Origin of the sequence: Novosphingobium sp. AAP1, from assembly GCF_001295765.1 — a bacterium.
GTDB classification, from domain to species: domain Bacteria; phylum Pseudomonadota; class Alphaproteobacteria; order Sphingomonadales; family Sphingomonadaceae; genus Novosphingobium; species Novosphingobium capsulatum.
Genome location: NZ_LJHO01000020.1, coordinates 21,484 through 34,414, shown reverse-complemented (window position 1 = coordinate 34,414; position 12,931 = coordinate 21,484). Strand labels below are relative to the sequence as shown.

Here is a 12,931-nt window from a genome sequence, read left to right as displayed (position 1 = left end):
GTGAGATGGCGCTGGTTTTCTGGGCAGGGCTATTACCGACCTGATGGACCGGTACGAGAATGAATACGACAAGAAAGCGCAGCAACGCTGAGTTCAAGGCGATGGTAGCGCTGGAAGCGATCCGGGGCGATCTGACGCCGGCAGAGTTAGTAGCCAAGCCGGCGTCCACCACACGATGATTGCGTCCTGGAAGCGGCAGGCCATTGGCGGGGTGCTGGCCATGGGGCTTCAAGAAAAATTTTTCCCGGGGCATGCTTTGAGGCATATCGATAATGCGCGCAGATCAATTACGTTTGAAATCATGATCTTGTAGCTTAAAATTGAATCCCTCCGTCTCCGCCACATCATTCATATGGCGATCCCCATCGAACGCGCATCCCAGCCGCAACGCACCCACCGGGTGCGAGCCGGCCTGATGTTCTGATTGCACACGGCTTAAAAAACGCCGCATGACGATGGTCACGCGCGTTTTTTGCTGAAAGGCGGGAATGGCGGCGGCGCTTTGCGGTTCAGGCGCGGGCCGGTGCCGGGCGCGCGCTGGCGCTCAGGGCCATGCCGACAATGATTGCCAGGGCTATGCTGCCCGCGCCGATGGCCACGAACGTCAGGGGCAGGCCATGGCTGAACACGGTAACCAGCGAGACCAGCGCCGGGCTGACGAATTGGCCCACGAAGAATGCGCAGCTCCAGAAGCCCATGCCGCGGCCGCGGTTCTCATCGCTTAACCCGCGCATGGTCCACAACAGCAGCGTGGGAATGCACAGGCCGGCGCCCAGTTGCTGGACGGTGCAGAACGCAGTCATTTGGGCGGCCGAAGCGCTGGCGCCAATGCCGAGCAGGCCAGCGCCCATGAGCGCAAAGAAGATGCCGATCTGCCAGCCGGTGCCAAGCCGGCTCGATGCGGGCTTGAACAACAGCCCACCGAAGAAGACGCCAATGTTCGCGAGGCCGATCAGCATGCCGATCGTATCGGGCGACGTGACGCCGACGCCGGGAAACAGCAGGCCAACCTGGACGATATAGACGTAGTAGATGCTCGAAGCGAGCAGGGTCACGCCACTGGTGATCAGGACATGGCGGGTGGGAAAGCCGGCCACGGCCCCGGGCAACAGCGTCTGGCTGCGCTTTGCCGGCTCGAACAGCAGGAATGCCATCGCCACCGCGATCGGGATGGCGCAGGCATAGACCAGAAACGGAATGTTCCACCCCACCCCTGACAGCATGCCCGACAGCACCAAGAGCGAGACGCCGAAAAACGGCTGCGCGGCGGACTGCACGGTCAACCAGAAACGGCGCCGGCCTTCGTCAAAATAGTCACCCACCAGCGTGTTGGTCACCGTCAGGATCGCCGCTTCGCACACGCCAAGCAAAAGACGCGAGGCAAACAGCGCGGGCAGGCCGTCGATGAACACCGGGGCGATCCCGACCAGGCCATAGACTGCGGTGGCAACGACGAGCAGCCGGCTGCGGCCATGGCGATCGACCAGCCAGCCCATCGCCGGCGACAGCAGCGCGACCATCAGGCCCGGCGCGGTGACCGCCAGCGGCACCCACAGGCTCGCCCCGGGGACACCGGCGAAATGCGCCATCATGCGCGGCACTGCCGGCGCCAGGGCGACGATCGCCAGGATGGGCAGAAAGCTGGCGATCACCACGACGATGCCTTGGGGCAGGCCCGCCTGGCGTGGTGCGCCAATATCGGTTGCGGTACTCATGTTGCTCGTCCTTTCAGCAGTGCGCCACCGATGCCGACGGCTTTCATCCAGGCGAGGTCCTTGGCGATGCCGTCCTTGGTGATGTTGCCGTTCATCCAGGGCCACCACACCCGCGGCTGCGCCGTAACCGGCGGGTCGGCAAGCGCGTCGGGCGCCGGATGGAGCTGCCCGCGCCATGGGCAAGCATCGGGCCGGCGGCGCGGGAAAGGCCCACGAAACGTCTAGGCAATTGTTCTCTCCCTGACATCGGCCCCTGGCATCGGTGATGGCAGCGCAGCGTCGTCAACGGCGCCGACCGTGGCACCACGCCATTTTTAATCAGCGATCAAATGGAAAGCAAGCCGGATCGGTCGTGTCGTCAGCCGTCGCCGGACCGGTGCTGTTCTTCGCCAGCCCGGCTGCGGCATTCGTCATCGGGCAGACACTGTGGGTCGATGGGGGTGTTTTCCCCCGTGCACCTTGGCCGTACCAGCAGTAAGAGCTTGCTTGATGCTCTCTACCACTACCCCGCTGCTCGATCGCTTGCGCGCCATTGTCGGCGCGCGCCACGTCCTTACTGGCAGCGATGCGACCCGCGCCTTTGCCACCGGCTATCGCTATGGAACCGGGGATGTTCTTGCCGTGGTGCGCCCAGGCACGCCGCTGGAACAGTATCACGCGTTTTGCGCCTGCGTCGCCGCCGATGTGATCGTGATTGCCCAGGCTGCCAATACCGGCCTCACCGGCGGCTCCACCCCGGACGGGCACTATGACCGTCCGGTGGTGATCATCAACACGTTGCGCCTCAAGGGCGTCCACTCCCTGGCCGGCGGAACGCAGGTGGTCTGCCTGGCCGGCGCCACGCTCTATGATCTCGAGCGTGAACTGGCGCCGCTCGGCCGTGAACCGCATTCGGTCATCGGATCGTCGTGCATCGGTGCCTCGGTAATCGGCGGCATCTGCAACAATTCGGGCGGCGCCCTGATCCGGCGTGGCCCCGCCTATACCGAAATGGCGCTGTTTGCCCGGGTCATGGCCGATGGCACGGTCGAACTGGTCAACCATCTCGGCCTGGACCTCGGCACCACGCCCGAGGACATTCTCGGCCGTATCGGCCAAGGGCGCCTGCCCGTCACCGGTGAGGCCGGCGCGGCCCCCTGCGCTGCCTCGTGCCAGGACTATGCCGCGCGGGTGCGCGACATCGCCGCCCCCTCGCCCGCTCGCTATAACGCCGACCCAGAACGCCTGTTCGAGGCTTCAGGCAGCGCGGGCAAGGTCATGGTCTTTGCCGTTCGGCTCGACACCTTCCCGCGCGAGGAACAGACGGCAACGTTCTACATCGGCACCAACGATACCGCCGAACTCACCCGCTTGCGCCGCACGATCCTGGCGCAATTTCGCGAACTGCCGATCTCGGGCGAATATATCCACCGCGACGCGTTCGATATCGCTGCGGTCTATGGCAAGGACGTGTTTGTCGCGATCGAGCGGTTCGGTACGGATCGCCTGCCCCGCCTCTTTGCGTTGAAGAACCGGATCGACGCTGTGGCACGGCGCTGGCGCATCCTGCCGGCCAACCTCTCCGACCGGGTCATGCAGGCGGCAAGCCGGCTGCTGCCGCAGCATCTTCCGCCGCGCATGCGGGCGTGGCGCGATCACTTTACCCACCACCTGATCCTCAAGATGCCACGCGATGGCGTGGACGAGGCACGCACCCTGCTGGCGCAGATGTTTCCCAGTGCCACGGGCGACATGTTCGAGTGCACCCCGCACGAAGCGCAGAAGGCCTTCCTCCACCGTTTTGCCGTGGCCGGCGCGGCAATCCGCTACCGCGCCATGCACGCGGATCGGGTTGGTGACATCGTTGCCCTCGACATCGCCCTGCGCCGCAATGACGAGGACTGGCTGGAAGTCCTGCCCCCTGCCATCGCCGATGCGATCGAGGCCCGGCTCTATTACGGCCATTTCTTCTGCCACGTGTTCCACCAGGACTATATCCTGAAGAAAGGCGTCGACCCGCTCGCGCTGGAGCACCGCATGTGGGACCTGCTCGACGCGCGCGGTGCCGAGTATCCGGCAGAGCACAACGTTGGCCACCTCTATCCGGCCAAGCCGGCGCTGGCAGCGCATTACCGGGCGCTCGATCCCGGCAACCGCCTCAATCCCGGCATTGGCCAGACGAGCCGGCAGCGCGACTGGCAATAGCGCGGCGCCAGGACGACTTATCCCTTACGGATGTCGGCAAAGTCTGCGGCATGCAGTTGGCGGATCATCACGTTGCGGAACAGCATCTCTGCCCCGCCATCTCCGGCGCGCGGTCAGTCGGGAGCGAGCACGGCGCGCAAGGTGATATCGACGATCGTTTCGGCAATATCCACGCTGGGCAAGGCACCATCATCGCTGGGGCGCAACACCCCCTTCTTGCGCATCGTGGCAAAGCCATAGATCGCTGACCAATAGGCCACGACACGCACGTCGGCATGGGTTTTGTCCACGCCGTCGAGCGCGCCGACAACCTGTTCGCGCAGGGCATTATGGCCCGCGCGCTGGAATTCCAGCAGCGTGGGATCAAGCGTTGGCGTGGTCAGCTCGCTTTCGTACATGAGATCGAGCAGATGCGGGTTCTCTTCGGCGAAGCGGATGAACAGCAAACCCATGCGCCGGAGCTTGTCGGCCGGGCTGGCCTTGCCGGCAAGAACCTGCTCGGTGCCTGCCAGCATTTCGTTGAACCCCTCGGTGGCAAGCGCCAGCAGCAGCGAACGCCGGTCGGGAAAATGATAATAGGGCGCGCCGGGCGACACCCCGACCTCTTGGGCCAGGGTGCGGATGGAAAGCCCGTTGTGCCCGTGCTGCTTCAGGTAGGCACGACCGGCATCAAGCAGGCTGTTGCGCAATTTGTCCCGGTGATACTGCTTCTTGTCGCTCATTCGTTCCCGCCCGGTGATGTGCCGGTTGCCTGGGGCGGGCAATAGCCGCCCCGCTCCGCCGTCATCAGCGGCATTGGCATCCAGCGCCTTGCCTTTTGTACCGCGCGCCAGACGATGTCAAAACGTGAACAGCGCACTGTGGCTGGGCAACGGTATGGGTACTCGCAATCCCCGCTTGCGATAATTTGATCACCGATTAAAAACACAGGGTATCCGCCGGTCAGACGGTATGGAATCCAGGGAGATATGCATGAAAACCACCCGACGCGGCGCGTTGACGCGCCTGGCCGCGACCGGCGTTGCCACCGCCGCGCTGCCGCACGTGGCATCCGCCGCCAGCCGGGCACCAGCCGCAGCGCCCGCCGGGGCCGCGGCTGACGGCTGGCAGCCGCTGTTCAATGGCCGCGACATGGCCGGCTGGACGTTCTTCCAGGATGGAGTGGGCCAGCAGGATCGCGATGGCGTGGTCGATGTCCACGATGGCATGCTCCACCTGCTCGGCCCGCGCTATCGCGGCCCGGCCAAGGCGGGCATGGGCTACCTCGCCACCGATCGCGAGTACGAGAACTATCACCTCAGCCTCGAATACCAGTGGGGCACGCGCCGCTACGAACCGCGCACACTGTGGAAGCGGGACAGCGGCATCCTCTATCATAATCCCCTTGGCCGCGAGTTGCTCTGGCCGGATTCCATCGAATACCAGATCATGGAGCGCAACACCGGCGATGCCCTGCCGATCAACCACCGCGCCATTCCGGCCATCTCGCAAGGCGGGCTGCCCGGTTGGCCCGAAGACCTTCCCGGCAATACGCAATACGCACCGCAAGTCGATGCCGGCGGATCGCTGCGCCAGTGGATCCGCGCCGATGGCAGCTTTGACACGCTGGAGGGGTGGAACACGGTCGAACTGATCGCCCAGGGTGACAAGGCCGCCCATATCGTCAACGGCCGCATCGTGACCGCGCTCTACGGCCTGCAACGCCAGGACCCTGCCGATCGCTCGCGCTACATCCCCCTCACGCGCGGCCGCATCCTGCTGCAGATCGAGGCTGCGGAAATCATGTTCCGCAACGTGAAGATCCGCCAGCTCTGACTTGCGCCGTCATGGAAAAGCAATGGCCCCCGGTGTGCGCGCACCGGGGGCCATTGCTTTTGGCGCCGGCCCTGCAAGGCGCGGCGCGCTTTTGCCCGCTCAGGGCAGGACAATCGTTGCCAGCCGCTCCCCGTTCACCGGCAGGGGCTGCAGGTGCGGCGGGAAATAGGGCGAACGAACGCGTGCCGCCACCTTGACGCGATGGATGCCGGGGGCCAGCCCACCCGCCTTGGGCACCAGCACGCTGCCAAAGTCGCCCATCGCCCAACGCACCGTCGTAGCGTCGCGCATGGCGTCGAGATCATAGACCTCGCCATGCAGGCGCAGCTTGGTGATTTCATAGCTGAAGAACTCGTCGTCGAGCGTCACGTCCACGCCGTCGAGCAGCGACAGACGCATGCCGCGATAGTTGGGCAGGCGCAGGCGCACTTCCACCCCCTCGCGCGCATCTTCGGGGCCGTAGTTGCGGAAGCCGGTGGCCTGGATAAGTTGATATTCGTACATGGCATGTTCCTGGAAAATGGCGGTCTAGGGTGCGAGCGGATCAGGCGTCGGCCAGCGCGGCGTCGTATTGCGCCTCGAGCTGGCGCATCATGACGTGCTGGCGGCGGACCTGGTCGATCGCCACCCACGGCTCGCGCGCACCTTCGTATTCCGAAGACAGGTAACCGCTGTAGCCCGCGCGCTTGAGCACCGGTATCACCTTGTCCCAGGGGATGTTTTCGCACTGCAGATCATCGTTGATGTAGTGGAACTTCGCCTGGATGAACGCCACGTACTTGGCGATGTCGAGGAACTCTTCGGGATCGACCGCGATGCCGTTGATCAGCTTGGCGTGATCGCTATCACCCTCGGGCACTTCATGCTGCCAGCCCTTGAGCGGACGGTTTTGGAAGATGCCGGTATCGATCAGCAGGCGGAAGTTGGGGGTTCCGGTGCGCTCGATGAAATCGATGTAGCCTTCCACCGCCGGGTGCCTGATCGGCGTGGGCGAATGGATTTCGGGGCAGATCACGATGTCGAATTTATTGGCGAGATCGAGCACCCGCTCGACCGCGCCCGACCAGATCGGATCGGGGGTGAGCTGCGCGTCGATCACGCCGAACTTGGGACGCAGGAACTTGAAGCCAAGCCGGTGGGCCAGGCGCAAGTCACGCTCAAGCTCTCCGGCACCTTCCTCGACCGTCAGCTGTCGTCCCAGGCGCAGCTTGGTATCGACCCACGAGCACATGTTGGTCGGCTCAAGCTGGTAGCGGTCAAGCAGGCCGAACCACGTGTCGAGCCATTCCTTGCTGGGTTCGGGATAGCACTCCACATGCGTCTCACCCAGGATCTCGATCCCCGTGGCCCCGGTATCGGCGGCGTGATCAAAGCCATCCTCAAGGGTCATGATGCTGCCGAAGTCTTCGGTATAGCTGTAGAGCGATACCCCGTATTTGAACTGCCCGGACATGCTCAACTCCCTGTTCTGTCAATCCCGTGGTGGATCGGGCCATCCGGCCCGTTCTGCGTTCCTGGCCTGCTGCAAAAGCCAGAACAGGAACTACATTCTAATTACGATTTAATCGGTGATCAAATTCCTGGCAAGCGGTCATTCCGCCATCGCGCGGCTGCCTATCCAGCATCCCTGACGCGCCTGGTGGACATGCCGGACTTGAGCGCCGGCCCAAAAACAAGGCTTCGGAAGCGCCCCCACGCTCCGAAGCCTTGCATCACTTCCGATCGAAAGAGATCAGAAGTTGATCCCTGCCCGCACGCCGATGGTGCGAACGGAGTTGAAGCTGAAGCGCTGGTTGAGCGTCAGCACGGCCGGGCTCAGCGAGGCATCACCGCCGTCCGAACCGATCGAGATCGGGCGGATGGCATTGGTGCAGTTCTTGCAAAACACCGACAGCGTCCAGTTTGCCGCCTTGAGGCCCAGGCTGGCATCCAGCGTATCCCAGCTCGGGATCTGGAACGCCGGGCCAAAGCCGGCTGACAGCGACGAACGGTGGTAATAGCTCAACGAAACCAGGCCATCGAGCGTGTTGGTCAGCGCATGCTGGTAATCAGCGCCAAGCGAGGTGCTGAACTTGGCCGAGAGTGGAATCTGATACCCCGCCGCATTGAACGAACTCTGCGTCGCCGAGCAGCCGCCGGTGGTCTGCGTCGGGTAGCACTGCGCGCCGGGGAAATCGTTGTACTTTGCATCCGCATACGTGGCCGAGCCGGACAGCGTAAGGCCCGGTGCGACGCGCGCGGTGAACGAGGCGTCCACGCCCTTGGTCGTCGCGGTTGCCGCATTGGCGAGCACGAAGGTGCGCAGCACGGTGATCCACGACTGCACCTGAAGGTCGGTGTAGCGGGTGTAGAAGCCCGAAAGGCTCAGCGTCAGGTGATTATCGAACAACCGGGTCTTGATGCCGATTTCGCCGCCCTTCGAAATTTCCGGGCGCACCGCCAGGTTGGCGCCCGGCGCCGGCGCGGTGTTGGAGAAGCCAGGGCCCTTGTAGCCACGGCCGTAGAAGCCATAGACCAGCGTCGTGGGCGTTGCCTGCCAGTCGAGGCCGACCTTGTAGCTGAAGTTGGTGGCATCGGTGCTCTGGACCGAGTGGTTGTTGGGAATGCCCAGCGTGACGAAATACTGGCCGGTGTTTTCGAGCAGGTCGATGCTGGCCTTGTCATACGTGACGCGGCCGCCAGCGGTCGCCTTCAGCGTGTCGGTCAGGCCATAGCTGACCTGGCCATAACCGGCGAAGCTGTTCTGCTTGAGGGTAAAGCGCGAGTCCTGGCCGAGGAACGAGGTGTTGCTGACCGGGCAAGCCGCCGGCGGCGCGCCAAGTTGGGTGGCACCAACGCAGAACGGGAAGGTCGGCAGCAGGAACGAAGGCAGGCCGTTGTTGCCGCCCAGCAGATTCTGCTGGTTGAGCTGCGAGTGGAAGTAATACAGCCCGGCCTGGCCGGTGAGGCGGTTGCCCGAGGGCAGCGCCAGGCGCAGTTCTTCCGAGAACTGGTTATAGTTCTGATGTGCCGAATTGGTGTTGAAGAAGTTGTACTGGGTTTCGTCGGAATCGAACGAGAAGCCCGTTGTCATGTGCTTCCACGCGGCAATGTTGATCAGCTGGACGCCGCTATCGAACGTGTAGCTGATATTGGCCTGCGCACCGCCGGTTTCAGTGTCGCGGAAGTTGGGGGCATCGGCCTGGAAAATACGATTGGTGGTGCCAGTCGGCAGGCCCAAGCCCGTATAGGCACTGCCGGTGCCAAGCTCGCGATAGGTGATGTCATAGCGGCCGGTCACGCCGCGCTGGCGGTTGTAATCGCCCAGGATATAGACGCTGAGCGCGGTGTCCGGCTCCCACAGGTACTTGGCGCGCAGGCCCAGGCTGCGCAGGCCCATGTCATTGCGAACCTTGGGATTTACTTCAGGCCAGGTCACCGAATCCTGCCCGCTGTAGATCGCGTTGAGGCGCAGCGCGCTGTTCTCGCTCACCGGCAGATTGAGCGTGGCACGCCCCTGGATGCCGTGGCCATTCTTCACCGGCCGGTCGCGCGTGACCAGTTCCAGGTCGGCATTGCCTTCCAGCTTGCCGATCTTGGGCTTGGCGGTGGTGATATTGATCAGGCCGGCAGAGGCATTCTTGCCGAACAGCAGCCCCTGCGGCCCGTTGAGAACCTCGACGCGCTCCAGATCGTAGAACGCGTTGGCGGCAAACTCGCCATTGCCCAGCACCACGTCGTCGACCATCTGCGAAACGCTCGATTCCACCGTCGTGGCAAACGTCGCCGTGCCGACACCGCGGATCGAATAGGTGTTGTCCTGCGCCACCTGAAGGCTGGGTGCCAGCTTGGTGACGGCGCTCAGGTCGTTGACGCCGCGCTTCACCAGCGTTTCGGCGGTGACCACCGAAACGCTGAGCGGCACTTTCATCACGTTTTCAGACCGGCGCTGTGCGGTCACGACGATTTCGCCAAGGCCGTCAGAGGCAGCCGGGGCCGCAACCTGGCCCTGCGCAACCGGCGCGGCGTCCTGCGCCGATGCGGCGGCCAGCGGGGCCAATGCAGCGCCGACGAACAGCGCAGTGTGGATGGACGTTCTGATCATGATGGCCTCCCTCTCCATGTCGTGAAGCACCAGAAGGAGACCCAAGGCGCCCTTTCGCCACTGCGGGCGCGCGCGCATTATCGGTCTTTCCTCCGGCGTCCTGCGTTAGGCGATACATTTTTAATCACCGATTAAAGTCGCCAATATTTTCCGTCGGGCGCCATGTCAAGCGGCTTCGCCCGATCGCCACGCACACGACGCTCGCCAGCTGCCGATGCGTGCAGACAGGCGCGACGCGTCGAGGGGGGCGCAGATAGAAAATGAAGATCAGCCGCCGGGCGTGATGCGCCGGCAATCACGCTGGCTAATGCCGCCAACGCGGCGCGCACGCCAACGCGACCAGCACAGCGCTGACCCGTGGCTGCTTGCGTTGACCGTCCGCTACCGCGTCAGCGCGAGCGGAAATGATATTCGGCGAGAGTCCTGACGATCTGGCCATTGGCATCGACCAGCGCGATGCCGATTCCATCGACCTGCCCCTGGGCGCGCGGCGGCTGCTGCCCGGTCTTGGCCATATAGGTGGCCAGCGCGGGATTGGCCTCGTTGGCCAGCAGGGTCAGATGGGGATCGAACTGCATGAATACATTGGGCGAGCCATAGCGCTGGAACGCGGGCAGCTTGGCCGGATAGTCCTTCATCCAGGCCGGCGGCGCCAGGTCATGGTCGCGCAGCGGTTCGGCCGCCAGGGTCACTTCATCGGCCAGGCGCTGCAACGCGGGGGTGCGCGTCACGCGCAGGAACAGCCAGTTGGTGGGCGTGCGCTCGGTGCCGTCGATTGCCAGGGGCAAGCGCTTGTGGCCGCGCGCCAGCCGCGCGATCGTGGCCTTAAGGCGGGGCAGCGCGCTGACGGGATATTGGGTCAGATAAAGCGTGGCATGCACCGCCTGCCCGCGCTGGCGAAACGTGGTCATGCCCAGTTGCGCCAGATCGGCGCTGGCCTGGTCCACCGCCGCCACGATCGGGCGCGAGGGGATGGCATAGATATCGATGCTGACCTTGTCCGCTGGCGCGGCCACCGCCGGGCTGGACGCCGCCAAGGCTGCGGATATGCCCCAGAAAAACGCGCGCCGCATCATCGTATCGTCCCTGCACAGGCCTGCATCATTGCCATCGGCGTGGCAGCCGCGCGCCGCACTTACAACCGCAAATGGGCGCGCAGGCTGCCTTCACCCGATCAGGCTGTGGTGGCGCGGGCGATCAGCCGGGCCAGCCGCGCAGCAAAGGCGCGCGGGTCGCGCGGCGGCTCACCATCGACGATACGCGCTTCGTCCAGCAGCAGTTCGGCAGCGTCGGCGCGCAGCGCGTCGCCTTCCGGCAGAGCAGCGAGCGCCGCGATCTGCGCGTGCGCCGGGTTCACCTCCAGCACCGGTGCCGCGCCGGCCGGAAGCTGCCCGGCGTTGGCCAGCAGCTTTTCCAGCTGGCGATCGAGGCCACTTTCGCTGGCCACCAGGCACACCGCGCTGTCGGTCAACCGGTCAGACGCGCGCACCTCGGAAACCGCATCGCCCAGCGTGTCCTTGACGAACGCCAGGAACGCACCCACCGCATCGCTCGGCTCGGCCTGGGGCGAGTCGGCGCCTTCAGGCAAGGGGATGAGGCTGAGATCGGCTGCCCCTTGCGTGACCGACTTGAACGGCTTGCCATCCAGATCGATCGCGCCGCGCACCCAGAAGCTGTCCACCTGGTCGGGCAGCAGCAGAACTTCCACGCCGCGCGCGCGGAATCCTTCCAGCTGCGGCGAACTGGCGATGCGATCCAGATCGCTGCCGGTGGCGTAATAGATCGCGGTCTGGTTTTCCTTCATCGCCGCCACATAGTCCTGCAGCGAACGCCATTCCCCGCCCGAGGCCGTGGTCTTGAACCGCGCCAGGCGCAGCAGGGCCTCGCGCCGCTCGAAATCCTCGTAGAGCCCTTCCTTGAGCACCGCGCCAAACGTGTCCCACAGCTTGGCATAGGCCGCCGGATCGTCCTTCGCGGTCTTTTCCAGTTCGCCCAGCACCTTGCCGGTCAGGCCCTTCTGGATCGCGGCGAGGATCGGGCTGTCCTGGATCATCTCGCGCGACATGTTGAGCGGCAGATCGGCGGAGTCGACCAGGCCGCGCACGAAGCGCAGATAGCGCGGCAGCAGCTCTGCCTCGTCGGTGATGAACACGCGGCGGACATAGAGCTTCATCCGCCCCTTGCGATCGGGATCGAACAGATCGAACGGGCGGGTTTCGGGCACGAAGGCCAGCACGGAATATTCGTGCCGCCCCTCGGCGCGGTAATGCAGCGTCAGCGCCGGATCGTCCCACTGCCCGGCCACGCTGCGGTAGAAATCCTTGTATTCCTCGGGCGTGATGGCGCTCTTGGGCTTGGTCCACAGCGCAGTGCCATCAGCCACCTGGGTGCCTTCGGCATCCGGCTTGTCCTTGACCGTGATCGGCACGGGCACGTGGCCCGATTGCGCGCGCACCATCTGCTCGATACGCGGCGCTTGCGCATAGTCGGCCGCGTCATCCAGCAGGTGCAGCACGATGCGCGTGCCGCGCGCCGGTGCATCCTGCGCCGCAACCGCGCCGATGGTATAAGTGCCCAGTCCATCGGAAGACCACATCGCCGCGCCATCCTGCCCGGCCCGGCGCGAGATCACGTCGACCTTGGCCGCGACCATGAACGCGGAATAGAACCCAACGCCGAACTGGCCGATCAGCTGGGTGTCCTCAGCACCCTTGGCCGCCGCGATGCGGTCCATGAACGCCTTGGTGCCCGAGCGCGCGATCGTGCCAAGCGTTTCGGTCATGTCGGCCGCGGTCATGCCGATGCCGTTGTCCTCGATCGTCAGGCGGCGCGCATCGGCATCGACAGTGATGGTGATGCGCGGGGCCGGATCGTCGCCCAAGAGATCGGGCTGGGCAATCGCTTCATAGCGCAGCTTCTCGCACGCATCGGCCGCGTTCGAAATCAGCTCGCGCAGGAAGACATCCTTGTCCGAATAGACGGAGTGGACCATCATGTGCAGCAGCTTGGCCACATCCGCCTCGAAGGCGTGGGTCTGCGGGCTGGCGGCGGTATCGTCCAGAACGTCGGCGGTCATCGGTGGGCTCGGCTCCCTCTGTTTGGCAAGACAATGCAATAGGCGCCTTAGGTGTGC

Annotated in this window: 10 protein-coding genes and 2 pseudogenes; 3 read left to right on the top strand and 9 right to left on the bottom strand. The window is 64.5% G+C overall.

Going from position 1 to position 12,931, the window contains the following annotated elements; genetic code table 11:
* Nucleotides 1–59: 59 nt before the first annotated feature.
* Nucleotides 60–220 (top strand): annotated as a pseudogene (locus IP65_RS21050) (transposase); the annotation flags it as partial.
* Nucleotides 221–283: 63 nt separating this feature from the next.
* Here IP65_RS21050 and IP65_RS21785 read toward each other — a convergent pair.
* The 3 genes and pseudogenes from IP65_RS21785 to IP65_RS21045 form a co-directional block, all read right to left on the bottom strand.
* On the bottom strand, nt 284–463 hold the full coding sequence (locus IP65_RS21785) for a hypothetical protein (protein ID WP_197279291.1): 180 nt from the start codon (nt 461–463) through the stop codon (nt 284–286).
* Nucleotides 464–509: 46 nt separating this feature from the next.
* Nucleotides 510–1,715 carry an MFS transporter gene (locus tag IP65_RS19435; protein WP_054132730.1) on the bottom strand — a complete coding sequence of 402 codons (1,206 nt, stop codon included), beginning with the start codon at nt 1,713–1,715 and terminating at the stop codon, nt 510–512.
* A gap of 23 nt (nt 1,716–1,738) precedes the next feature.
* Nucleotides 1,739–1,861: pseudogene (locus tag IP65_RS21045) on the bottom strand (glycosyl hydrolase); the annotation flags it as partial.
* Nucleotides 1,862–2,204: 343 nt separating this feature from the next.
* Here IP65_RS21045 and dld point away from each other — a divergent pair.
* Nucleotides 2,205–3,899 (top strand): D-lactate dehydrogenase, encoded by a 1,695-nt coding sequence (gene dld / locus IP65_RS19430; protein ID WP_054132729.1) that lies wholly within the window; start codon nt 2,205–2,207, stop codon nt 3,897–3,899.
* A 113-nt stretch (nt 3,900–4,012) separates the two neighbouring features.
* Here the strand turns inward: dld and IP65_RS19425 are convergent, their stop codons facing one another.
* Nucleotides 4,013–4,621: a TetR/AcrR family transcriptional regulator gene (locus tag IP65_RS19425; RefSeq protein WP_054132728.1), complete on the bottom strand. Its 609-nt coding sequence runs from the start codon at nt 4,619–4,621 to the stop codon at nt 4,013–4,015.
* Nucleotides 4,622–4,871: 250 nt separating this feature from the next.
* Between IP65_RS19425 and IP65_RS19420 the strand changes: the two genes are divergently transcribed.
* Nucleotides 4,872–5,714: a DUF1080 domain-containing protein gene (locus tag IP65_RS19420; RefSeq protein ID WP_054132727.1), complete on the top strand. Its 843-nt coding sequence runs from the start codon at nt 4,872–4,874 to the stop codon at nt 5,712–5,714.
* A gap of 99 nt (nt 5,715–5,813) precedes the next feature.
* On the opposite strand, the gene IP65_RS19415 is transcribed toward IP65_RS19420, so the two are convergent.
* The 5 genes from IP65_RS19415 to htpG form a co-directional block, all read right to left on the bottom strand.
* Nucleotides 5,814–6,218 carry a DUF6379 domain-containing protein gene (locus tag IP65_RS19415; RefSeq protein WP_022674720.1) on the bottom strand — a complete coding sequence of 135 codons (405 nt, stop codon included), beginning with the start codon at nt 6,216–6,218 and terminating at the stop codon, nt 5,814–5,816.
* Between the two features lie 40 nt (nt 6,219–6,258).
* Nucleotides 6,259–7,167 carry a sugar phosphate isomerase/epimerase gene (locus IP65_RS19410; protein ID WP_022674721.1) on the bottom strand — a complete coding sequence of 303 codons (909 nt, stop codon included), beginning with the start codon at nt 7,165–7,167 and terminating at the stop codon, nt 6,259–6,261.
* Between the two features lie 279 nt (nt 7,168–7,446).
* A complete protein-coding gene (locus IP65_RS19405) occupies nt 7,447–9,798 on the bottom strand; it encodes a TonB-dependent receptor (RefSeq protein WP_054132726.1) in 2,352 nt (783 codons plus the stop codon).
* A gap of 389 nt (nt 9,799–10,187) precedes the next feature.
* Nucleotides 10,188–10,874, bottom strand: a complete 687-nt coding sequence (locus IP65_RS19400; protein WP_231627812.1) for a 2'-5' RNA ligase family protein — start codon at nt 10,872–10,874, stop codon at nt 10,188–10,190.
* A 98-nt stretch (nt 10,875–10,972) separates the two neighbouring features.
* Entirely contained in the window at nt 10,973–12,874 is a 1,902-nt protein-coding gene (htpG, locus tag IP65_RS19395; RefSeq protein ID WP_054132725.1) for a molecular chaperone HtpG, read from the bottom strand.
* Between the last annotated feature and the right edge of the window lie 57 nt (nt 12,875–12,931).